This is a genomic window from Gilvimarinus agarilyticus (genome assembly GCF_000832015.1).
Taxonomy (GTDB): domain Bacteria; phylum Pseudomonadota; class Gammaproteobacteria; order Pseudomonadales; family Cellvibrionaceae; genus Gilvimarinus; species Gilvimarinus agarilyticus.
The window spans coordinates 2,746,388-2,768,151 of the sequence record NZ_JXCJ01000001.1; the positions used below are offsets into that span (position 1 = coordinate 2,746,388).

The following is a 21,764-nucleotide window of genomic DNA, read 5'->3' on the forward strand; positions in this document are numbered from 1 at the left end:
AACTTATAACGCCAGGCGCTCTTGTGCACAACTTGGCGCTCTGCTGCCACCCACCAACTAAGAAGTAAAAACGATTACCGTGTGTAATGGCTTGCAATGGTTTTTTTAATGCTGTACTCCTTACTCTTGTGGCGCAGAGCACTACGAAAACCCACCATATTATCTATCGTGGGTCGATCTAACTTCTGCAACAATTAACTGCCATGTTTGGACAAATGGGCGGCTTCCATTAACTTCAAAAAATGCTGAGCCTGGATGCAAGAGCATGTCGTTATCGAAGAGACCGGAGCTGCGTTAACAAAACGAGACCTAAAGCCACAAGCTACCGAGCGTCAAAAAACATCGTTTAGCCCTCTATGCGCTCGGGGCAGCACCAGCACTAACGACCATCCTAGCTACAGGATCGCAAACAAACATAGCGCTAGCGCGCACCTAGTAAAGTACTAATACGGACGTTGGCCATGGAGTTAAGCAATTTAACTCTAGCCCCTAGCGCTTGATAAACTCGGCGTAGACCTCAATCGTTACCTGGTCGCCCACGGCGGGAACATAGTTCCCCATATTAAAGTCGGAACGGTAAAAGGTCAGCGCGGCCTCAAACCCAATGATGTAATCGCCGGTTAAGCGATTAGTTGTAGCGCCATTGAGGGTAACCTGAAGCTCGGCGGGCCGCGTTACACCCCGAAACAACAAGTCACCTTGAAAAATAAGGTGGTTGCCGCTTTGCCGGGCACGTCCCTCTGACTCGAAACGAGCCTCGGGGTAGCGCTCGGCGCAAAGCCAGTCACAGTTTTTTAGCGTATCAGCAAAATCCGGCCGGTTCACATCGAGCGAGCGCATATCGACACTGGCGCGAATAGAGCTCGTCGCCGGGTCTTCGGGTTGGTAGTCGAGCTCTGCGCTAGCGCGGTTAAAGCGCCCCACAAACTGCGAGACACCGAGGTGAGAAACTTTGAATAGAACGGTGATGTGATGAGGGTCGAGGCTGTAGTTACCCTGCTTTAACGTCTTTAGGTCGGTTTCAACACTGCCCGACAGAAGCGCCCCGCAGCCACTGACAAGCAGCGAGGCAAACAGAAGAATAACGCGCAGGGGCGCGTTATTCCCACTCTAACATTAATAACGAATAAAAATCCTTTTAAATCAACAGTATAAAAAGCGCCACGAGACAAATACCATTGAATATACCATGTTTAAAAATTTTTAGGATTAAACCCTAAGGCTGAATTAGAGCGCCTTTCACAACCGCTAGACGACGTGGGCTTATCCGGCGGCAGGGCGTTGCGAGGGGGCTGTGCCCCCCTTCCCTAGACGCTACCTTTGCCCTGCCCCCGGCGCCCATCGTCAGAGAGTTTGGAAATGGGCTCTTAGTCACCTGCAAGGGTTCTCTCACACTCCAGAACAACATACTCTGGTACATTATCAAATTTATGTGGATTCAATTGCATGACATATTCGTTCTCAATATGGAAGGTTTCATTAACAAATTTTTGTAGTACGCCGTCTTCCTTACCTTTAGGAATATGCATCTCTTTATAAACTCTGAAGAGTTGAAGCTTGTCATACCCTATAGTTGAATCAAAGAACCTTCTCTCCATTTCTTCTTTATCATTAAGGATGCTAAGCAGTTCATCGTAATCAAATCCTGGAATAAATTCTTCTATTCTGGCCTTAGCTTTCTCAACTTCTTCAGGCAGCATATCTACATCGCCCGCATCTGTCTTTCTAATTGGGGTAGCCCGACCGTGCAGGAGATTTGCAAGGTAATTATACTCCTCACCAAGGTCATTAAGGATCTCAAAATGTCGCCTAAGATATATGCATTTAATGACCTCATCCGACAAATCACGAACGTTCGTTTCGCATATTTGTGCAAATGTCTGTATATCACACTCGTTGATCTCAGCCTCAGAAACAACCCCCGACCTGGAAGACAAAAAACAAGCAGTTGGTTTGGAATGTTGGAACAACCTTTTTACGCTTCGGATAACATCAATAGCAGGCTCAATGTCGTGTGTCAGCATCAAAACTGTAGAATCGCGCAAACTTGCCTTCCCTCGAAAAAGCTCATTCAAAATTGCAAACTTTTTCGTCTTATCAAAGCTAGAGACAGGATCATCTAAAATTGCAAGATCAGGCTTTTCACTAAGAACCTGATGCATAAAAAGAACGAGAGCGAACGCATTCTTTTCACCGTAACTTAGGTGCTGGGAAGCAGCTTCTATGTGTTCATCGAAATCCTGATGAACCAACTTCATCTTATAAGAATCAGCTTCAGCCTGGATTGTCACACTATATTTATAGCCAGCAGAACTCAGAAAATCATTAATACTTTTTTGGTTATCTACGATAGATTTCTCTATCTGCCGCTTATGCTTATTTATCTTTCCCTTCAGTTCACCTACTCTATCTATTAGCTCCTGAAGTTTGCCATTAATTGGGTCTACAACTGATGTTGTTTCAGGAGAGTTAAGCTTTTCCAACAACCCCAGATCAACCTTCAGCTTTTCAATCTCATCCTCTATTTTTTCCACATCTCTTAACGAGAAAAAAGAAATCGAGCGTAAGCCTTCTAGCTTTGATAGCAGCGTTTCAACGTCCCCACGGAGAGAAGCCAAGAAATTGATTTCCTCAGGGGACAGTTCAATTTTGGACTTAGTAACGGATTCTAGCTTTTCTCGACATGCCTGACCGAAGTATTTACCAAGCCTATCAATGATTACTTTGAGATTGTTTAGATGCTCTACAGCTTTAGAGTCATATTCTTTGGACACCTGCTTTGCAGTGTCTTTTTTCCCAGGCTCTTGAATGCTTGAAGCACAGTAAGGGCAATTATCTGACAAGTCCAAAAAGGCATTTCCTTTTGCCTGCCATGATATCCAACTCGCAGGTTGCTCACATTTTAGGAAGTCCTCGAATGGCTTTAATTCATCTGGAATGTTTTCAATTTTATTACCAGATCCAAAAGCTTTATATCCTTTACTCGATTTTGAGAGAGTGCCCGTCTTAGTTACCCCAAAAGCATCACGTAGTTCTTTCAGGTCGGAGATAGCACTTTCGAGTTCTTCGTTATTATCAAATGCGGACTTTATTCCAGAGAAAAGTTCTTCAATTTCCTGCATTGCGCCCAGAAAAGCATCGTTTTTAATAAAAATGTCAAAACTATTCTTGAGAACCTCGTCTCTTTGAAAAACAAACTGGGAGACATAAGTGTCATCAAAAACTAATACAGAACCTATATCTTCAACGCCTTGCACGGATGGCTCATGTTCGCCAGGAACACCTCGATACTTAAAAGGCTTTAGACCTTGTAACGACCCATCATTAGCTACCGAGGAGATAATTGAACGTGCAATCGTGCTTTTTCCTAACCCATTTGGACCATACTTAATATTTAACACACCTTCAGCTATTTTTATTTCTGCGCTCTCGATGCTATTGCAGTTTTCTATTTTTATAGTTCGCACAATAAAACCCCCTTCCCTGATTCAACCCAAATAACAAATTCCCGATTAGGTAGTTATACTATATTATTGAATTTTTCCTCGGCAGATGTTGCATTCCAGCGTAGCCTAAGAGTAAATTCATGTATAGAGATGAAAGGGCGAAGGTCGATGAAAATCATTAAAAACAGCAACTTAAACAAGCCCAGCAGCTCAGAACCATCCGTTTCAATAGACAAAGATGCCTTTCCTAGGCCTCTGTCGAGCGAGGAACTTACTGAGCTCCGGCGGGATATGACGGAGTCTTCAGCTTGGGCAAAGGCAGAACTGGCCCGCCGACGTAAAAATAAGGGAGAGCGATCATAGCCTTGTCATGGCTCAGACCTCGGCATAACAATCTTGGTCATGACCTTCCCCATTTCCTCCTGTGTCGCCTCAATCCTTCCGAGAACTGCAAGGATTGTTGACTGACCGAACTGGGCCGTGCGCACGTCATCAGTAAGCCATAGCTTCAATAGGCCCCCCAAGCGGCCAAGGTCGCCGTTGATCCGGGCCAGCTCCCGAACCTGCTCATAATCCACCACACCTGAGATGTGATATCCCTGCCCGACCTCCCGCAGGTAACGTGCTGCACTCATACCGGCCCGCTTCGCTTGCGCTTCGATCTGTTCCTTTTCCTCGGGTAAGCAGTACACTTTAATAGGTGTGCTGCTCTTCCTCGTTATTCGCTCTTTCTTATCGTTCATCATCTTTTGCCTTGGTTCCTTGTCACCTGACGGATAGTGTCCAACGCCTGTTCGAAATCCTCCGGCGTCGCTCGGCCAGTTTCAGCCTGGTAGTAAAGGATCGTGAACATATTGGATACCGCCTCCGCGACGGGCGAAATCTGCCGGGCGGTTTCCTGGTCGATAAACTCCAGAGCAGCCAGCTCGGTCGCTGCCTGATGAATTGCTTGCTGAGCTTCGATATTATGTGTGGTTGTCATGTGTCACCTCTCTGACAGGTGGTATGTGGAAATGCGGGCGGTGCACCATCACCGGCCCGTGTGCTTTCTATAGGCCGGTATTGGAAAACCCGGCCACCTCTGAAAACGGGGTTTTCCCGGTTCCAGCCCCTGCGTCATTGCTGATGCGTATGCTGCTCGATGCCTCCACCCGGCCAGTAGGGTCCGGGCGATACACAAAGGCCGCAATCTCCGCTTCGGTGTCTTTCTCTTCCTCGGTCGATGGTTCGACAACCGGCACAAATTCGGCTTCTGTGCGGGGTTCCTGGTCTTTGTCGAGCATATCCAGGGCAGCCATGAAATTACGTTTTTTCATCGTCTTATTTCCTTACGTATCTTGCCGATCGCGGTTCACAAAGCTGGCAACCTCTTCATTACGTTCCTGCTGTCGTTCCTGGGCATACGAAACGTAGTCCCCGACGTCGAAGGTGTGCTTTTCCGGGTCGCGTGCTTGCCACTCAGCGTGTGATTGGCGGGCCTTGTCCTGGTCCTCGCTGGACAGAGCATCAAAGCCGCCCGTTTGGTTTACCCAGCCGCCGCCGTTGCCACCGCTCAAGCTATCGCTGTCGAACGATGCGGTATCACTCACCTGATCAGCGCTACCAGCATCGTTATCACTCTTTGGCTCCATGCTTTCACGAATCGAGGATGCCAGGCGTCCGCCGGCGGTCTGATTAGCCTTGTCTTGAAAACTTCCGGCCATCTTTGCCCCGACCCCTTTAGCAAGCTCGCCAGCCGTTCCGGCTGCTAGAGAAGCTACCCGACCAAACCCACCATTAGAGCTGGAACTACCCGCTCCGGAAAAACCTGCTGCCTGGGCAAATGGCGTATCACCCGTGCTCGCGTTATCGCTGCCAGTGGTGCTACCACCCCAGCTTTCACCGGTATCACTAGAGCTACCGCCGAAGCTCGGAATGTCTCCACCGGCCATACTGGATTGCGCCTTTTGAAAGGCTGCTTTTACAGCACTAGCTCCACCGGCCATATTAGTCGCCCCGGACATTGCAGCGCTTCCAAGCGCAGCACCACCCGATGCGACGGCTGCACCGGCACCGACAGCACCACCAATCAAGGCCCCTGCACTGAATGAACTACCAGCGCTCGCGGCACCACCACCGCCAGGGATCAAACCTGCAACCACGTTTGGTACGGAGTTAACGAGAATAACCATGACAAGGGACACAACGAAAATGACCAACAATTCGTCCATTGGCGCACCTTCTGAAAGGCCGGAGTGATAACCATCGATGATAGAAACAGCGATCCCAACCAGCAGTGTCATTGTCATGATTTTGAGTGCTATACCGGCCACACTCCTGAAATAGTTGACGGCAATGTCAGAGGTCCAGCGCGAGCCACCGAAGCCCAAGACAAAGATTCCCGCGTAAGCAATAATCCATGCCGTAACTAGGGCAAGAAGAACGTTGGCCGCGACAATGGCCATGCATGCCAATATGGCAAGCGTGGTCAGGAAGATGGACAAGTTGTCCATAGGGCTAGTGATGCTATAGCTGCTCGCTGCCTTAGCGATAATATCAAACGCAATATCTATCGGCGTGGACGGATTCAACCCCCTTGGCAGGCCGGATGCTTCAGCCGCGATATTTCTCAACGAGTTGATAATATCCATTGCAAAGCCAGGCCCATTGATCAACAGCCACCAAAAGAACCCGGTAGTAATGGTGAAGCGGGTAAACTCGGCGAAGAACTCGCCAATGTCGGCTTTGCGCAATGCCATCATGCCGAACGTCCAGACCATTGAGATAACAACCAGTGTCCAGAATAACCAGGACGCATGATCAGTAATTGTTGTCGCCCAATTTGAGCTTTCGGTTAAAAAACGGTCCGAAACTTCATTCAACACGCCGCCTTTATCTATTTCGGCAAAGGCGGCTGGTGAAATGGAAGCAAAGGGCAGTACTGCCCCAAAGCGAAGAAGTACTGTTTTCATATCAGAACTCCTTGCTCTTAGAGCGATCCACCGGTTCTTTCAGGCTATCGTAGATAGTCCCGTTCTGTTTTTCGCACTGCTCTTGCTGTTGGTTTGTTTTTTCGCAGTTTTCTTCCTTCTCACTACATCCCGCCATGAGGAACAAAGAAAGCAGGAGCGTCAGCATTTGAATCATGTATTTCATGCTTAGTACTCCTTGCTGTGAGAACGGTTGACTGGCTCTGACAGCCCCTCATAGAGCTTATCGCGTGAAGCCTGATACTGAGCTTCGCGGTCGGCTTCGGCCTGCATTTGCGTGCCGACGGCATTCTGCTGAGCAATCAGCAAGCTGCGGATTTGCAGGAGCTGGTTGGCCTGGTTGCTGGCGAGCTGGTTAGCGTACCCGATGGCGGCCAGTTGGCCATCCGCGCCCTGGGCGGCAGATTGCAAACGCTGGAGTTGTCGAGCGTCAGCCTGCAAGTTGTCTTGCTGCTGCTCAAGACCCTTAAACAGCGCGTCGTTGGCCTTCTTCTGCGATTCAGACGCCAGGCGGCGGTTCTCGGCCATCGCGACCCGTTCGGCATCGCTGCACCCCGCCGATGAGAAGCACGGCGAGCTGCGGTAATAGGCCACGTCCTGGAACTTGCCCAGGTAGGCATCGAGGCTGCCAAGCTGATTTTGGTAATAGGCGAGTGTGTTGGTTGCCTGGTTCAGATCATTGATGGTGCGCTGCGCCTGGTCCCAAATATGGGCCGCCGGTGCCATCGTGTTTTGCAGTTGGTTTTCGTACTGCTGGAGTTGAGTTTGGTATTCCTGAATCTGCTTGAGCGTCTGCGCAACCGCTTCCATCGCGGTCATGATGTTCTGCGATAGGTTTGTGCCATCAACTACAGGAATACCGGCGTGGACAGGCTGCAAAGTGCAGGTCGTCATGGCGACGACCAGAGTAATTTTAGCGGCTAAATTTTTTCTTCTAACTTTTTGCATTCGTTGATCTCCATTACCAATGAATGCTTTATCGTGCCTTTCAATGCATAACGTATAAGCTCAATAATTGGACATAAAAGTTGACATGGAGAAATTTAATCCAACAAATCCTACGGCGGCAGCCAATGGCCTCGCAGAGCAGGATTACCGTTGAGCGCCCCGGCGCGAATAAGGTAAGTGAAGAAGGAACCACCGACTTGTCGGTGGGCCTACTTCACCTATCCTGCCCGCCTTTCGGCGTTGTTTACGCCAAGGAAAGTGTTGCCGCGAAAATCTGTTTTTTAGTGCATACCATATAAAATCGCTTGAACACCTTCTTGCACGAACAGAAACAGAAGAAAACGCTAAATATCAGGCAATTACTACGCTAGAACGGGGGTATACACAGCCAAAAAACACAGCAATACACAGCTTTACCAATTCAGGAGGAGTTGCGCCCCTCAAGTGTCAATGAAACGTGCGAGTGCTAGGAATGCATCCGATGTAGCACTCTGTATTCCAAGGACTTTTAAACATCCCAGACACTCTTGACGGCCTTTTCTTTGACAGTTTCAGATTGGTATCGGTTGGGTCATACGGTCAGGAAGGACCGCTATCAACACCCTGTGCGTGTCGAGCCGCTAGCGCCCAACTTCGGACAGCTTTTCGGGCACAGCGTCAGTGCGGATAGGAAATGTAGTGTTGTAGTATGTTGTACGGTGCTACTACATACTACAAACCTCACACATTTGTAGCCTACTACCGCCTGAAGTGGCTATTTATCTTGATGTATGGAAAACGGCTTTCTGAGCCGCCCAGAGAGGCGCTTCAGGCATCACCCTTCGCCAACCCCTAGTCAGCCTCTGAACGACGCTCCTGGAGCTTATAAGGCGGCTTTGGTCGTCCTTCGGACGGATTGAACGCCATGGAGAAGGGATTGCTCCTGGCGAGCACACAAAATCGGCCTCCCTCTTGGCGTTAAAACATCGGCCGGAGGCCGATAGATACTCAACCTCCAGCACCCAGCTGGAGGTTGCTGGATATCCTGAGATATCCTGAATATCCTGCCAAAACAGCAAAAAATCGGGCGGGTGTGAGTCACTACCGGGCGGGTGTGAGTCGCCATCGGGCGGGCGTGGGACGCTATCGGGCGGGTGTGAGGCGCTTTATCCTATTCTCAGCATCTATCGTTATTCCAACTTCATGCAATTTTTCCGCATCTTCCCTAAGCCTGGAACGCCCATTTCGCATCTTCTTACTATTGATGTTTTCACCACAGACTGCGCGAATGAGAGTATCAACATGCCACCCTCCGGCTGGGTCATTCTTGTGGGTCAATATGTGTCGAGCGACCGCCTGACTAATCCCGTGCCGCAAGCGAGCAATGGGTGCGGGATCGTAGTACAGGCTAAGGTCATGCTCCAATAGCATGACCAAGGCGATACCAAGCCGAACTCTCCACAGATTTCGCTCTCCTCCCGTCAAGGGATCAGGGCGTGTCATAGGTGAAGGAATAACATGATCGATCAAGCCGCCGATTATCGGAAAATCGAACTGTGGTGTTTCAATGGTTACAGTTGCTGCTCGCAGCTCTGCCAGCAGCTTCTCAAGCTGGGAGGAACTATACCGGCTATCTGACAACGTTTTCCGCACTTTGGCAGGGTCTACCAAAAGCTCTACACCACCATCTGACACATCGCGTCGACGTTCGGCACAGTGCAAAATAGCCTCAACAACATCTGCGTGCCGCTGGCCAAGCCTTCCCTTTATGCGACAGCGGCCAAAGGATGTTTCCATCCAGTTGGCCTCCAGCAGGCTCGGGCGCTGGCTGGCCTGGTAAAGCATCACTCGTGCCTGTGCGCTGGTACTAGTTGGAGTGACCTTGTTACCAGTTGTCATCAGCGCCTTCCATAACAGCTTTCGATTTCTTGAACGGCAATACTCCTTTGGCCTTACGCTGCTTCTCCAGCACGGCAGGTTTCAGCACACCGCCTTCGTGACGTCTGAACCAACGCTCTGCGAAAGGAGAGCCATAATTCGCCTTGCTCACGCCATAGCGGACGAAGTACCCACGCTGACTATCATCAACACCCCATTCCTCAGCCTCGGTTTGCGTCATGCCAGACAGATACGATTGCCAGCGAATGTTATCGACCAGAACAGACGACCCACGGCTGGCCTGTTGCTGGTCACCCGCACCAATCATGGCGGCGCTCTTACTGGCATGGTGCAAAAACACGATAGAGCACCCCGTATCGGCGGCAATGGCCTCCATACGTCCGATCACTTGCGCCATTGGGCCGCTGGCGTTTTCATCTTCAATATGGAAACGGCGTAAGGTGTCCAGGATCATCAGGCGACGGCCTTCAGCCGCTCGCTTAAGGCCATCGAACCAATCGAGACACATGATGTTGGGGCACCTTCCTATCAGCGGCTCAATCAGCAAGCCTTCAGCAACGGCTTGCCGCTTCTCGGCAGTGAGATGCGCCCCAAGCGCATGTAATCGGTGATGGATAGCAACAGGAGGATCTTCTGCGGGAAGATAGATAACTGGACCAACAGGAAATTCTCCGACTTCCAGCAAGTCCGGGCCTCCAGCGATCTGAGTGGCAAACTGTAAGGCCAGCATGGATTTTCCGGCACCACCTGGTGAAACCAAGGCCCCTACCGTACCGGAAACCATGTTAGGTAAAACATAATCAAGAGGCGGCGGCGTTTGCGAAAAGGCCGCCATAAGATCAAGGGCCATACTGTTAGGCCCCTATGGTGTTGCCAGGTCGAGTAGCCTGGATTCCAGACGCTTTACGCGTCTCTATCCATTCTTCGACTTCCGATAAATCCCAAGCAACATTTCTGCTTGTAAGCGCTATGCGCTTCGGAAATTCCCCACGCTGCTCTAGGTTATAAATTGTGCGCGTTGAAAGTGGAATCATCTCCAGGAGTTGTTTCCTGTTGATGAGAACTTTATTTGCCATTGTTTGCATGCTTGAACCTCCATTTACCTGTTGAGGCTTCGTCGTGCCAAGCAATGCAACTTGATTAAGCTTTATTTTTGGACTATAAGGTTGTTATGGATACGGAATACCAAGCTAGGCTAGACCTAGGACGAGACTACATAGCCATCCTACCAGGCTGCGCCCAGCCTGTTTCTCTTGCTATCGCCAAATTTAGAACGCGCTGGGGACCTTACTCTGCCTTCTCTCGGCGCTACCCCATTCTTCGCCTGATAAAAGAACTGATCGATCCTGCCATAGCTGAGTACATGGATTCCCTCCCAAACAGCTATAAAAACCATGTTGCGGGTATTGGCTCAGGGGTTGGATTTAGCGAAATCATCCGGCTAATAGGGCTGGAAGCAATGGTGCGCATGCAGCGCCAACTGCTACGCCAGTTCATAAGGACAAGTGATGAGCAAACCCAAAGAGATCAGTGCTTCGTCGCAACCATTGAATCGTTAATCGAATTAACTTGGGATTGCGCCTGTAAGCGTCCGAAGAAATCAACAGCGACCAAAGGCGTCAACCTGAACGTACAACGAAAACATAATTTTTGTGAATTCTGTGGAAACCTTACGGAGTACTCAAAATTCATGCTCGCAGTCGAGCAGAAACAAACAAATGAGGTTGAACTAATAGACCACAAAAAACTAGAACTTAGCCACAATTACTGCAAAGAGCATCGCCCCAAACTTGCCAATGACGAGTGGAATCCAAGTTACAAACAAGCAAAGCGCTCCCTCGCACAATTCAACATCGAACTTTCCAGGTTAACTCATCAATCTGCACATCGCTCTAAGCCTCATGCTATGTCAGGAGACAAACTGATCGATGACTATTTCTTCTTATTCATGTTGAATTTAACATTACAGCCAGCAGACGTAGCGGAGCTTCGCAATCTGGCTCGAAAGATGGTCGACTCTAAGCTCTCAGACAATAAGAAGAAAATGCTGGTTCTTCAGCATTATGGCTACACTCAATCTCAAATTGGTAAAAAGCTACTAAGCAGAAAACAACAACCAATGACACCTCAAGCAGTATCCAAAGCATTAGCAGCCATTCGCAAAGATTTTTTGCTTCCTGCTAACAGGCCAGAAAAATCCCAATAGAAATTTTAGCCGCTAAAATTCACTGACTAGAATTTTAGCCAATTTGATCTGCGCGAGAAGGGAGGAAGTAATCAGTGCATTTCATAGTCCGCCAGTTTCGCGAGGGTTATGCACTCTTGACTTGTAACGAACCCTGTTTCTTCCGCCTCCGCAGGCAACATATATAGAACGTCGAGCGGCAGCTCTTTCCCCGCAATTCTCAATTCCGCCTTAAGTCTTAACAAAGCATCACCAGGCGGACCAACAATCAAAATATCGAAATCGCTGCCTACACCGAGCAATGAAGAGCCGAACATGTAGGATTCGAACTCACGCAGGGACTCGCAAGATTTTAGTAAGTGTCTTGCCACCCCACATGCCTTCATCAACGGTTCCGTAACAGTTTCTTTAACTCTTCCCATTTCATCACCTCACAGCCAAGATCCTTTCCTGCTTCAAGGGCATTCTGAGTGGGATTGCCGTTCGGGTTGATATTCCAAGCAATATCGATGGGGCCAAACCGATCCCAGAAGGTGCGAATAGCGTCAGCTGTCGGCTCATACTCCATGATCATGCCCACTCGAAATGTACGCCCGTTGGCAAGCGTCATCGTGAAAACTCGGTCAAACTCTCTATCAAGATTTGTAATAGATCTCATTTGACTAATGAGCCGGTAGGAGAAAAAGAAATCCTTATGGGAAGCACTCCTTACATTGCCGCTGGAAAGGGCGGAACCAAGTGTACCGGCACTTCCCCAGCCTATTGCGTTTCTTTCTAAATATTCGATCGCTCCACCTTCCCAAACGCATTCCTTTCGATATCCGCAAAGGAATTCCATATCGGGGAAATCCTCATGGTATTGTTCCGCTAAGTCAGCGTTGATCGTGTAAGCAGCCGAGATAACTGCCACAATGTCTGGCTGGTGAGGCAGCGTAATTTTGATAGCATCACCGTGAATATGCTGTGCTGACGCACTCTTCTGAGCTTCCAATATATATTGAAGCGCATAGTTTACCTGCCAATTCATGAGAAGATTCCATCCATTTCTTCTGGGTAGCGGATAGCACTGCCTGCTACGCCACAAACATGTCGCTCTGAGAGACCTCGAACATGCTCTTGGTATTGTGCGAATGTCTGTAGCTCAGCGTCCGTCATGTGCTGTTGGTTTGCCATGATAATGGCCTGGATACGGAAATGGTTAGGCAGAATGACACCTCGCATCCTCTGCATCCACGTTCTAGCTGCTTCAGATTCTGGATCATATTCAAAGCCTGATCCATCAGAGGGCGCGAACTCCCTCCATACTGCTTTATTTTCGGCCATGGCGGCGACCACGGCGCACCTAACTTGGCTACGCTCATCGTATGTACGAATTCCTTGTCTGTGTGCCAAAGCAGCAAGATGATTGTTTTTCCAATCTAGCAACGTTCCTCGGCTATATCCGCCGGGATCTTTGTCGACTATCGTATGGCATGTGGGACACAATAGAATAAGATTTTCAAAAGAGTCGACCTCAAGTCCTCCAGTGGGCCTTTCTTCATGGCGCGGCCCCGTTTCTCCATGTGGAATCACATGAGCCATTTCAGCTATATGCTTGTCCCCGCCCATTTCAGCAGGAAAAAGAGGCTGAAGGCAGTCGGGGCGTTGACAGTGACCTGCCGCCTCCGAAAACAGCCGAAGTTTCGTTTTTGTAGGTATTTGTTTACGCTCTGCCATGGTTACAAGCCTATAATCTGATGCGGATACAATTAATCCATAGATAAAATACAAGTAAAGTTATCGGGTCTTTCCAGCAGTCCATTCATCAATCATATCAGCCCAGTCCTGCAACATAGCTGTACGCTGATCACGATACTCGGCTTTGTTATATATCGCCCTTACACCTTTTTGCTCATGTGCCAGGCATTTCTCTATCCAGTCGGTGTTGTAACCGGCTTCATGAAGCAAGGTACTGGCTGTTCGTCTCAGGTCGTGCGGGCCGAATTTAGCAAGCGATTGCCCCTCTTTCTGAGCCAGTTTGTATGTCATCGTCATCACCCGGTTCAGCGTAGCACTGCTCATGGGGACGTCAGAATCGTAGCGTGACGGCAGAACATACTCCGATCCTCCGGAGAACGTCTTCAAAGCAATGAAGATGTCCATGGCCTGCCTGGATAGAAACACCAGGTGAGGGTTTCGCCGTTTCATCCGTTCCTTGGGAATCGTCCAGAGCGCTTCGCTGAAGTTGATCTCACTCCAGGTGGCATTCGTCAGCTCGCTTTTTCGCACCATCGTCAACAACAGCAGCTTGACCGCTGCCCGGATCGATGGCGATGTACCAATACGGCCCATGTACTGGTACATGATCCTGATTTCTTCGGGTGTCAGGGTTCGATCTCTCGGCTCAAATCTGGCTATGCTCGCTGGCCTCACCAGGTCTGCCGGGTTTTCGACCTTCTGACCCCGCTCAGTCGCCCAGCGGTATACCTGGAGTACAATCTCACGCGCATGAACCGCCGTAGCAGGCGCACCGCGCTCTACGATGGCGTCGGTTAGTGCTCGCAAGTCCTCGTGGGTGATTTCGGTCAGCTTCTGATTGCCAAATTTCGTTTCTAGCTCTCTCGTATAAACCGAGCGGCGCATATCACGGGTAGAGTCGGCCATCTGGTAGCCACGTAGCCACTTTTCCGCCCAGGCACCAAAGGTTTCAGCCCCTTTAACACGCGCCTTGTCTCGAGCCTTCTCCTTCGCTGGCGACTTTCCATCGGCGACCATCCGCTTGGCTTCACCAAGTCGCTCACGGGCTTCTGCCAGCGTGATCCCCCCAACGCCATAGCGGCCAAAGGTGATTGTCTCTTGCCTGCCATTGATCGAGTAGTTGTAACGGAATGAGATAGAACCGGCAGGAGTGACAGCCACATAGAGGCCATCACGGTCATTCACCTTGTAGAGTTTATCCCTCGGCTTGAGGTTGCGCAGCTTGGTATCGGTCAGCAAGAGTCTTATCCTTCTTCGATTCCAATACCATGCTGGAAGATCACCCGAAAATCAGGCAATAAAATCAATAAAAACAGATAGTTAAATAATTTCGATACCATGAACACACAGGATCAAGCAGCATGGTATCGGCTATCACTCATGGCATCATGTCTCGATAATACCACCTTGGATACCACGCTCAAGCGGTGCTTCCCGCTGCCATCAGTTGCCAAATACTGCCAGACATAAAAACAAAAAAGCCCATGAAAACATGGGCTTAAGTGTCATTTAATGCCAGTTAGTACCAGCTAATGCCTAACGTGTGATCATTCCCACTCAATAGTCGCCGGCGGCTTGCTCGATACATCGTAGGTTACCCGAGACACACCCGAGATCTCGTTGATGATGCGATTGGACACTTTCTCCAACAACTCGTAAGGCAAGTGCGCCCAACGGGCAGTCATAAAGTCGATGGTTTCTACGGCGCGCAGGGCAATTACCCACTCGTAGCGGCGGCCGTCGCCAACCACACCCACCGATTTAACCGGCAGAAATACCGCAAACGCCTGGCTGGTTTTGTGGTACCAATCGGCATTGTGCAGCTCCTGAATAAAAATCGCATCGGCTTCACGCAAAATATCGGCGTACTCTTTTTTCACTTCACCCAGAATACGCACCCCAAGGCCCGGCCCCGGGAATGGGTGGCGATACACCATATCGTACGGCAAGCCCAGCTCTAAGCCGATGGCTCGCACTTCATCTTTAAACAGCTCACGTAAAGGCTCTACCAGCTCCAGCGCCATGTCATCGGGCAAACCGCCCACATTGTGGTGCGATTTAATAACGTGGGCTTTACCGGTTTTGGCCGCCGCCGATTCAATTACATCGGGGTAGATAGTACCTTGGGCCAACCACTTAACATCGCGGATTTTGGTGGCCTCTTCATCAAACACTTCGATAAAGGTGTTGCCGATAATTTTGCGTTTTTTCTCAGGGTCATTTTCACCGCCTAAGCGCGTTAAAAATAACTCTTCACGGTCAGCGCGAATCACTTTAACGCCCATGTTTTTCGCAAACATGTCCATTACCTGATCGCCTTCGGCTTTGCGCAGCAAACCGTTATCGACAAACACACAGGTTAATTGATCGCCGATCGCCTTGTGCAACAAAGCCGCCACAACCGAAGAGTCCACGCCACCAGACAAACCCAGCAGCACTTTATCGGTACCCACTTGTTCGCGAATTTTAACCAGAGCATCGTCGACGATATTAGAAGGTGTCCAAAGTGCGTCGCAGCCGCACAGCTTTAACACAAAGTGCTCAAAAATGCGTTTGCCCTGCAGGGTATGAGTAACCTCTGGGTGAAACTGCAACCCGTAAAAATCTTTTTCGTCACAGTACATGCCAGCAATGGGGCACGACGGCGTCGAGGCCATCACTTTAAAGCCCTCGGGCAGCGATATAACTTTGTCACCGTGACTCATCCACACATCGAGCAAAGCGTTACCGTCGGCATCCACATGATCTTTAATGTCGTCAATCAAGGGGCCGTTGTTGTCAATTTTTACCTGAGCGTACCCAAACTCCTGAATCGCCGACCCCTGTACCGAGCCACCTAACTGCTCCGCCATGGTTTGCATGCCGTAGCAAATACCCAGCACCGGCACGCCCAACGTAAAGACCACCTCCGGTGCCCGCGGCGAGTTAGCCACAGTAACCGACTCCGGACCACCGGCCAAAATAATACCGCTGGGGTCAAACTCGCGAATTTCTTCTTCGCTCATGTCGTAGGCGCGGATAATGGAGTAAACCCCCACCTCACGCACACGGCGAGCAATCAACTGGGTATATTGAGAGCCAAAATCGAGAATAAGAATACGCTGAGCGTGAATATCCTGAGTCATAGGGTTTCCGCAAACAGTTAAAGGTTGGTAAAAATGAAAAACCCCCGCACGCCATGGCAGGGGTTTTAGGCTGTTGTTAGATCAGGTTAGCGTCCACTAATAGGATAGTTGGGCGCCTCTTTGGTGATCTGCACATCGTGTACATGGCTCTCGCCCATACCCGCCGACGTGACTCGCACAAATTTGGGTTTAGTGCGCATCTCATCGATGTTCTGGCTACCGGTGTAACCCATCGCCGAGCGTAGACCGCCCATCATTTGATGGACAATAACGTGCAAGGGGCCTTTGTAAGGCACGCGACCTTCAATGCCCTCTGGCACCAGCTTTTCAGCACCGGCACTGGCGTCCTGAAAGTAGCGATCAGACGAGCCCTGCGTTTGCGCCATAGCACCCAATGAGCCCATGCCGCGATACGCTTTATAGGTGCGCCCCTGAAACAGCTCCACTTCGCCAGGTGCCTCTTCGGTACCGGCAAACATCGAGCCCATCATGACACAGTCAGCGCCGGCAACAATGGCCTTGGCCAAATCACCGCTAAAGCGCACGCCACCATCGGCAATAACCGGCACATCGGTGCCTTTTAATGCCTCAACCACGTTGGCAATTGCCGATACCTGAGGTACGCCCACGCCACTAACAATACGTGTTGTACAAATCGAGCCTGGACCAATACCGACTTTTACCGCGTCGGCGCCCGCCTCGGCCAAGGCTTTGGCCGCCTCAGCGGTGGCAATATTACCACCGATCACTTGTACTTCGGGGTACTGCTGTTTAATTGCGCGCACGCCATCGAGAACATTTTTGGAGTGTCCGTGGGCCGTATCCACCACCAGAACATCAACCCCGGCGTCCACCAACGCCTTGATTCGTATCGCAGTATCCGCACTGGTGCCGACACTCGCACCGACGCGCAAGCGGCCTTCCGGGTCTTTACTGGCACTGGGGTACTGCTCGGCTTTATTAATATCTTTAACGGTAATCATCCCGCGCAGTTCGAACTTATCGTTGACGATAAGCACTTTTTCAATGCGATGCTTGTGCAGTAACACACGGATATCTGCCGCCGAGGTCCCCTCAAGGGCCGTCACCAGCTTGGCTTTTGGCGTCATGATGCTGGCTACCGTAGCATCGAGGTTCGCCTCAAACCGAACATCACGGCGGGTTACAATGCCCACCAAATCACCGTTTTCCAGTACCGGCACACCCGAAATATTGTGTGACTGGGTCAGTTGCAACAGCTCGTTAATGGTGGAGTTTGCCTCAATAGTGATAGGATCTTTCACCACACCGGCTTCGTATTTTTTAACCGCACGCACTTGCTGCGCCTGCTTTTCAATCGACATGCTTTTGTGAATGATGCCGATACCGCCTTCCTGAGCGATGGCAATAGCCAGGCGCGCCTCGGTAACGGTATCCATTGCAGCAGAAATCAGCGGGATATTCAGCGAAATGCTGCGGGTCAGGCGTGTTTTTAAGGACACATCCTTAGGGGTAACCTCGGAGTAACCGGGCACCAGCAAAACATCGTCAAACGTAAGTGCCTCTTCAGCGATTCGCAACATAGCTATCCAACCTTTGCGCCAATAGAAAATAAGCGCGGCATTATACACTTTTTATTCGCCTTCAGTAAACCGGCGAAAACCCACGCTTGGCGCCCTAACCGGTTGATATTCTTTTATTTTTGCCGCTTACAACCAGACAGTCTAAAAAGCGCCAAACCGGCCTTTCTAAACGCCAAACTAACCCAGCTTTGTTACAATCGCTCCATGAATATTACCGCACAGCAAAACGCCGCCGAAAACGGCCGCACGGTTTACAGTGTTTCGACACTCAACCGCCTCAGCCGCCAACTTCTGGAAACACACCTTCCCTTGGTTTGGATCGAGGGAGAGATCTCCAACTTTGCCCGGCCAAGCTCTGGGCACTGGTACTTCACACTCAAAGACGATGCCGCTCAGGTACGCTGCGCTATGTTTAAAAACCGTAGCGCCCATTTGCGCTTTACCCCCAAACAGGGTGAGCAAGTGTTGTTACGGGCAAAGGTAAGCCTGTACGAGGGCCGTGGCGACTACCAGCTGATCGCCGAGCACATGGAGCCGGCGGGCCACGGGGCACTCCAGCGCGCCTACGAGCAACTTAAAACAAAGCTCGCCGCCGAGGGTTTATTTGAGTCAAGCCGCAAGCAAGCGCTGCCCGAGCTGCCACACCACATTGGGGTGATTACCTCGCCCACAGGTGCGGCCATTCGCGACGTGTTAACGGTATTACGGCGACGCTATCCCGCGGTGCCGGTCACCGTCATACCGGTACCGGTACAGGGTACCGAAGCCGCCCCGGCGATTGTAAAAGCGCTCGCCCTCGCCGCGCGGAGCCAGCTCTTTGATGTTTTGCTGCTTACCCGTGGCGGCGGCTCACTGGAAGATTTATGGCCCTTTAACGACGAACGCGTCGCCCGTGCCATTGCCCATTGCCCTACCCCTATTATCAGCGCCGTCGGCCACGAGGTAGATGTCACGATTGCCGACTTTGTCGCCGACATGCGCGCCGCCACACCTTCGGCGGCCGCCGAGCTGGTAGTGCCCGATATGGCGGAGCAGCTGGAGCGCTTACAAGTGCGTGAGCGTTATCTGGGGCAAACCATTCAGCGCCGGCTGCAACGCCTGAGCGAGCAATTAGCACACCTGAAAAAACGCCTACGTCATCCCGGCGACAACCTGCGCCAGCAAGCGCAGCGGCTCGATCAATTAGAGCTGCGTCTGAAGCGCACCATGAAGCAACAACTAAACGATAAACGCCTTCAGCTAAACAATTTAAAGGCGCGACAAACAGACCCGCGCCGCGCGCTGCTGCAATTAAAAGAGCGGCTCCTACGCGGTCGCGCCGGGCTTATTCAGCAGTGGAGCCTGTATCAGCAGCGAACTCGACAGCGCCTGGGTGAAAACGCCCGGATGCTTCACAGCGTTAGCCCCCTTAACACCCTAGAGCGCGGCTACGCCATGATAACGACCGCCAATGGCGATATTGTGCGCGACAGCAATCAGGTAAAAGCGGGTGATAAAGTCACCGCTAAACTCGCCCAGGGCGAGCTGCAGTGTGAAGTCCTTGAGCCCTAGTGAACCGCGAGTGTGATTGCAGCTAAAGGTCAAACCCATTATATTAGGCGCTCTTGTCGGGGTGCCTCGGCCTGTTGTAAAGCAGGTACGGAGGCTGAGATCGGTACGTCCGAACCCGTGGAACCTGAACAGGCTGATACCTGCGGAGGGAACAAGTAACGCACCTGGTGCGCCCTCCCCAGCCTCAACGATAAACGAGGCACCGTGAATCCAACTTCCACAGCTCACGTCGCCATTGCCGGCGCGGGTTTACTCGGCCGCTTAACCGCGTGGCGCTTAACCCGCGCCGGTTATAAAATCGACTTATACGAGGCCGGCTCGCTGACTGATTCCAGCTCGGCCGCCATATCAGCGGCAGGCATGTTATCGCCCTTAAGCGAGGCCGTGGTCTCTGACTATCAGGTGTATCGCATGGGGCTACACAGCCTCGTACTCTGGCCTCAGTGGCTTGAAGCGTTAGGGCGCCAAGCGCCCAGGCATTTTCATCGCCACGGTAGCCTCGTGGTGGCGCACCCACAAGATGAGGGCGAGTTGCTGCAGTTTGAAGCCGATTTAACCCGCGTGGTCGGCGCCCGTAACGAGCTAGTCCGTCATTTAAGTGCCCAGCAAATACAAACTCTCGAACCCGACCTAAACCCGCACTTTAAGCGAGCGCTTTTGTTAGAAAACGAGGCTCATCTCGATAACCGTGAATTAATGCAGAGTTTGCTGGATTATTGTCGTAACAGCGCTGAGATTAGGTTGTTCGAGCACACCAAAGTAGACGTTGGCCCCCATACCGTTACCGAGCTAAACCCTCTAAAAAAACGTAACTACGATTGGGTTATCGATTGCCGTGGTGTGGGTGCTAAAACGCAACAACCGGCCCTACGGGGGGTGCGCGGTGAAACCCTGCACGTTCAAACCAGCGAGGTAAAACTGCAGCGGCCGGTGCGCCTTATGCATCCGCGCTACCAGCTTTATATAGTGCCTAAACCCAACCAGCGTTACATCATCGGCGCCACACAAATTGAAAGCGAAGACACCTCGCCCATTAGCTTGCAATCGTCACTTGAACTTTCAAGCGCGCTTTACACCTTGGCCCCGGCCTTTGCCGAATCCAGAATCGTCGAAACCGACAGTAATTTGCGCCCAGCGTATATGGACAACTTACCTAAGGTTGAGTTTGACCACGGCATTATTCGCGCCAACGGGCTCTACCGTCACGGCTACCTACTGGCGCCGACGATTACCGAATTAGTACTGACAGCCTTTGGCCAACCAGCGACAAGCGACGAGTTTTTTCCCTTCGTATACGATCATCGCATCCCGCACAATAAGGTGAATGTATGAGCTCTGCCAGCATAGAAGTTTTTTTAAACGGCAACCGCTGTGAACTGCAACCAGCGACACCACTGAGCGAGGCCATAACCCAATGGCAGCAACAAAACAGTGTGAGTGAAAAGTTTGCCGCCGCCATCAACGGCGAGTTTGTACCCCGCTCACAGCACAGCAGCACACTGCTCGCCAGCGGTGACCTGATAGACATCGTGCAACCGGTTGGAGGTGGTTAAGTATGAGCCAGACAAACAAGATTGCAGACCCGTTAACCCTGTACGGTGAGCAGTTCGCCAGTCGTTTTTTATTGGGTACCGCCCTGTACGATTCGCCACAGTTAATGCGCGACTCCATTGTCAGCTCGCGCTGCGATATTGTCACGCTGGGGTTGCGCCGGCAAAATCCCGCGCAAGGGGATGGCGACAGCATCTGGCAATACATTCGCGACAGCGGCTGCAAATTATTGCCCAACACCGCTGGCTGTAAAACCGCCAAAGAAGCCATTAACCTGGCGTTAATGTCCCGTGAGATGTTTGATACCGCGTGGGTAAAATTAGAAGTGGTCGGTGACGATTACAACCTGCAGCCCGACTCTTTTGCACTCATCGAGGCCGCAGGCGAACTCATCAGCCAAGGATTCAAAGTACTGCCCTATTGCACCGAAGATCTCATTGTGTGCCAGCGACTACTGGATGTTGGCTGCCAAGTTCTGATGCCATGGGGCTCGCCCATCGGCACCGGTCAGGGCCTGTTAAATCGCTACCACCTAAACGCTTTGCGGCAACGGTTTGATGTGCCGTTAATTGTCGATGCGGGCCTGGGCGCGCCATCCCAGGCTGCCGAGGCGATGGAGATGGGGTTTGATGGAATTTTACTAAATACCGCGGTTGCCAAAGCCGGTAACCCACCACTGATGGCACAGGCTTTTGCCAACGCGATTGAGGCCGGTCGTGAAGCCTTTACCGCCGGTTTGATGCAAAAACGTCAAACGGCCAGCCCTAGCACTCCCACCATCGGCCAACCGTTTTGGCATCAGCAAAAATAAC

At 51.0% G+C, this 21,764-nt stretch carries 22 protein-coding genes and 1 riboswitch; of the genes, 5 read left to right on the forward strand and 17 right to left on the reverse strand.

All coding sequences use genetic code 11. The features are described from left to right. Nucleotides 1–489: 489 nt before the first annotated feature. From SD69_RS11790 to SD69_RS11840, 11 genes are all read right to left on the reverse strand, one after another. On the reverse strand, nt 490–1,092 hold the full coding sequence (locus SD69_RS11790; RefSeq protein ID WP_041523377.1) for a YceI family protein: 603 nt from the start codon (nt 1,090–1,092) through the stop codon (nt 490–492). A gap of 275 nt (nt 1,093–1,367) precedes the next feature. Continuing rightward, nucleotides 1,368–3,467, reverse strand: a complete 2,100-nt coding sequence (locus tag SD69_RS11795) for an AAA family ATPase (RefSeq protein ID WP_198144091.1) — start codon at nt 3,465–3,467, stop codon at nt 1,368–1,370. 347 nt (nt 3,468–3,814) lie between these two features. Beyond that, the gene (gene traJ / locus SD69_RS11800) at nt 3,815–4,189 is read right to left on the reverse strand and encodes a conjugal transfer transcriptional regulator TraJ (protein ID WP_041523379.1); all 375 of its coding nucleotides are present in this window, start codon (nt 4,187–4,189) and stop codon (nt 3,815–3,817) included. Beyond that, nucleotides 4,189–4,428 (reverse strand): type I toxin-antitoxin system ptaRNA1 family toxin, encoded by a 240-nt coding sequence (locus SD69_RS11805; RefSeq protein WP_041523380.1) that lies wholly within the window; start codon nt 4,426–4,428, stop codon nt 4,189–4,191. The genes traJ and SD69_RS11805 overlap by 1 nt, the downstream gene beginning before the upstream one ends. A gap of 67 nt (nt 4,429–4,495) precedes the next feature. After that, a complete protein-coding gene (locus tag SD69_RS11810) occupies nt 4,496–4,762 on the reverse strand; it encodes a hypothetical protein (RefSeq protein ID WP_041523381.1) in 267 nt (88 codons plus the stop codon). 12 nt (nt 4,763–4,774) lie between these two features. Continuing rightward, entirely contained in the window at nt 4,775–6,397 is a 1,623-nt protein-coding gene (gene trbL, locus SD69_RS19290; protein WP_041523382.1) for a P-type conjugative transfer protein TrbL, read from the reverse strand. A 1-nt stretch (nt 6,398) separates the two neighbouring features. After that, nucleotides 6,399–6,581: a hypothetical protein gene (locus tag SD69_RS11820; protein WP_041523383.1), complete on the reverse strand. Its 183-nt coding sequence runs from the start codon at nt 6,579–6,581 to the stop codon at nt 6,399–6,401. 2 nt (nt 6,582–6,583) lie between these two features. Next, on the reverse strand, nt 6,584–7,363 hold the full coding sequence (gene trbJ / locus SD69_RS11825) for a P-type conjugative transfer protein TrbJ (RefSeq protein ID WP_041523384.1): 780 nt from the start codon (nt 7,361–7,363) through the stop codon (nt 6,584–6,586). Nucleotides 7,364–8,485: 1,122 nt separating this feature from the next. After that, nucleotides 8,486–9,241 carry a hypothetical protein gene (locus SD69_RS11830; protein WP_041523385.1) on the reverse strand — a complete coding sequence of 252 codons (756 nt, stop codon included), beginning with the start codon at nt 9,239–9,241 and terminating at the stop codon, nt 8,486–8,488. Next, complete coding sequence (locus SD69_RS11835) at nt 9,228–10,091, reverse strand: helicase RepA family protein (protein WP_041523386.1); 864 nt, start codon at nt 10,089–10,091, stop codon at nt 9,228–9,230. Before SD69_RS11835 ends, SD69_RS11830 begins: the two co-directional genes overlap by 14 nt. Before the next feature lie 4 nt (nt 10,092–10,095). Then, on the reverse strand, nt 10,096–10,326 hold the full coding sequence (locus SD69_RS11840; protein ID WP_408606037.1) for a helix-turn-helix transcriptional regulator: 231 nt from the start codon (nt 10,324–10,326) through the stop codon (nt 10,096–10,098). A gap of 86 nt (nt 10,327–10,412) precedes the next feature. On the opposite strand from SD69_RS11840, the gene SD69_RS11845 reads away from it, so the two are divergent. Next, the gene (locus tag SD69_RS11845) at nt 10,413–11,447 is read left to right on the forward strand and encodes a hypothetical protein (RefSeq protein WP_052481113.1); all 1,035 of its coding nucleotides are present in this window, start codon (nt 10,413–10,415) and stop codon (nt 11,445–11,447) included. A 71-nt stretch (nt 11,448–11,518) separates the two neighbouring features. Here the strand turns inward: SD69_RS11845 and SD69_RS11850 are convergent, their stop codons facing one another. The 6 genes from SD69_RS11850 to guaB form a co-directional block, all read right to left on the reverse strand. Further along, a complete protein-coding gene (locus SD69_RS11850; protein ID WP_198144093.1) occupies nt 11,519–11,848 on the reverse strand; it encodes a nucleotidyltransferase domain-containing protein in 330 nt (109 codons plus the stop codon). Next, nucleotides 11,812–12,453, reverse strand: a complete 642-nt coding sequence (locus SD69_RS18960; protein WP_041523389.1) for a hypothetical protein — start codon at nt 12,451–12,453, stop codon at nt 11,812–11,814. The genes SD69_RS11850 and SD69_RS18960 overlap by 37 nt, the downstream gene beginning before the upstream one ends. Continuing rightward, a complete protein-coding gene (locus SD69_RS11860) occupies nt 12,450–13,142 on the reverse strand; it encodes an HNH endonuclease (protein ID WP_041523390.1) in 693 nt (230 codons plus the stop codon). The genes SD69_RS18960 and SD69_RS11860 overlap by 4 nt, the downstream gene beginning before the upstream one ends. A gap of 60 nt (nt 13,143–13,202) precedes the next feature. Then, the gene (locus SD69_RS11865; protein WP_041523391.1) at nt 13,203–14,402 is read right to left on the reverse strand and encodes a tyrosine-type recombinase/integrase; all 1,200 of its coding nucleotides are present in this window, start codon (nt 14,400–14,402) and stop codon (nt 13,203–13,205) included. A gap of 308 nt (nt 14,403–14,710) precedes the next feature. After that, nucleotides 14,711–16,288 carry a glutamine-hydrolyzing GMP synthase gene (gene guaA / locus SD69_RS11870; RefSeq protein WP_041523392.1) on the reverse strand — a complete coding sequence of 526 codons (1,578 nt, stop codon included), beginning with the start codon at nt 16,286–16,288 and terminating at the stop codon, nt 14,711–14,713. Between the two features lie 86 nt (nt 16,289–16,374). Beyond that, on the reverse strand, nt 16,375–17,850 hold the full coding sequence (guaB, locus tag SD69_RS11875) for an IMP dehydrogenase (RefSeq protein ID WP_041524746.1): 1,476 nt from the start codon (nt 17,848–17,850) through the stop codon (nt 16,375–16,377). A gap of 204 nt (nt 17,851–18,054) precedes the next feature. On the opposite strand from guaB, the gene xseA reads away from it, so the two are divergent. From xseA to SD69_RS11895, 4 genes are all read left to right on the forward strand, one after another. After that, nucleotides 18,055–19,401 carry an exodeoxyribonuclease VII large subunit gene (gene xseA / locus SD69_RS11880; RefSeq protein ID WP_041524747.1) on the forward strand — a complete coding sequence of 449 codons (1,347 nt, stop codon included), beginning with the start codon at nt 18,055–18,057 and terminating at the stop codon, nt 19,399–19,401. A gap of 47 nt (nt 19,402–19,448) precedes the next feature. Further along, nucleotides 19,449–19,569, forward strand: a riboswitch (TPP riboswitch). Nucleotides 19,570–19,605: 36 nt separating this feature from the next. Beyond that, nucleotides 19,606–20,733: a glycine oxidase ThiO gene (thiO, locus tag SD69_RS11885; RefSeq protein ID WP_084591559.1), complete on the forward strand. Its 1,128-nt coding sequence runs from the start codon at nt 19,606–19,608 to the stop codon at nt 20,731–20,733. Continuing rightward, complete coding sequence (thiS, locus tag SD69_RS11890) at nt 20,730–20,954, forward strand: sulfur carrier protein ThiS (protein ID WP_052481114.1); 225 nt, start codon at nt 20,730–20,732, stop codon at nt 20,952–20,954. Before thiO ends, thiS begins: the two co-directional genes overlap by 4 nt. A gap of 2 nt (nt 20,955–20,956) precedes the next feature. Further along, nucleotides 20,957–21,763, forward strand: coding sequence for a thiazole synthase (locus SD69_RS11895; RefSeq protein ID WP_041523393.1), 807 nt, complete (start codon nt 20,957–20,959; stop codon nt 21,761–21,763). The last annotated feature ends 1 nt before the right edge of the window (nt 21,764 follow it).

Excerpts from the sequence above, each read along its gene's own strand:
- traJ (WP_041523379.1), bottom strand. The coding sequence starts at position 4,189 with ATGAACGATAAGAAAGAGCGAATAACGAGGAAGAGCAGCACACCTATT.
- SD69_RS11805 (WP_041523380.1), bottom strand. The coding sequence starts at position 4,428 with ATGACAACCACACATAATATCGAAGCTCAGCAAGCAATTCATCAGGCA.
- SD69_RS11810 (WP_041523381.1), bottom strand. The coding sequence starts at position 4,762 with ATGAAAAAACGTAATTTCATGGCTGCCCTGGATATGCTCGACAAAGAC.
- trbL (WP_041523382.1), bottom strand. The coding sequence starts at position 6,397 with ATGAAAACAGTACTTCTTCGCTTTGGGGCAGTACTGCCCTTTGCTTCC.
- SD69_RS11820 (WP_041523383.1), bottom strand. The coding sequence starts at position 6,581 with ATGAAATACATGATTCAAATGCTGACGCTCCTGCTTTCTTTGTTCCTC.
- trbJ (WP_041523384.1), bottom strand. The coding sequence starts at position 7,363 with ATGCAAAAAGTTAGAAGAAAAAATTTAGCCGCTAAAATTACTCTGGTC.
- SD69_RS11830 (WP_041523385.1), bottom strand. The coding sequence starts at position 9,241 with ATGACAACTGGTAACAAGGTCACTCCAACTAGTACCAGCGCACAGGCA.
- SD69_RS11835 (WP_041523386.1), bottom strand. The coding sequence starts at position 10,091 with ATGGCCCTTGATCTTATGGCGGCCTTTTCGCAAACGCCGCCGCCTCTT.
- SD69_RS11840 (WP_408606037.1), bottom strand. The coding sequence starts at position 10,326 with ATGCAAACAATGGCAAATAAAGTTCTCATCAACAGGAAACAACTCCTG.
- SD69_RS11845 (WP_052481113.1), top strand. The coding sequence starts at position 10,413 with ATGGATACGGAATACCAAGCTAGGCTAGACCTAGGACGAGACTACATA.
- SD69_RS11850 (WP_198144093.1), bottom strand. The coding sequence starts at position 11,848 with ATGGGAAGAGTTAAAGAAACTGTTACGGAACCGTTGATGAAGGCATGT.
- SD69_RS18960 (WP_041523389.1), bottom strand. The coding sequence starts at position 12,453 with ATGAATTGGCAGGTAAACTATGCGCTTCAATATATATTGGAAGCTCAG.
- SD69_RS11860 (WP_041523390.1), bottom strand. The coding sequence starts at position 13,142 with ATGGCAGAGCGTAAACAAATACCTACAAAAACGAAACTTCGGCTGTTT.
- guaA (WP_041523392.1), bottom strand. The coding sequence starts at position 16,288 with ATGACTCAGGATATTCACGCTCAGCGTATTCTTATTCTCGATTTTGGC.
- guaB (WP_041524746.1), bottom strand. The coding sequence starts at position 17,850 with ATGTTGCGAATCGCTGAAGAGGCACTTACGTTTGACGATGTTTTGCTG.
- xseA (WP_041524747.1), top strand. The coding sequence starts at position 18,055 with ATGAATATTACCGCACAGCAAAACGCCGCCGAAAACGGCCGCACGGTT.
- thiS (WP_052481114.1), top strand. The coding sequence starts at position 20,730 with ATGAGCTCTGCCAGCATAGAAGTTTTTTTAAACGGCAACCGCTGTGAA.
- SD69_RS11895 (WP_041523393.1), top strand. The coding sequence starts at position 20,957 with ATGAGCCAGACAAACAAGATTGCAGACCCGTTAACCCTGTACGGTGAG.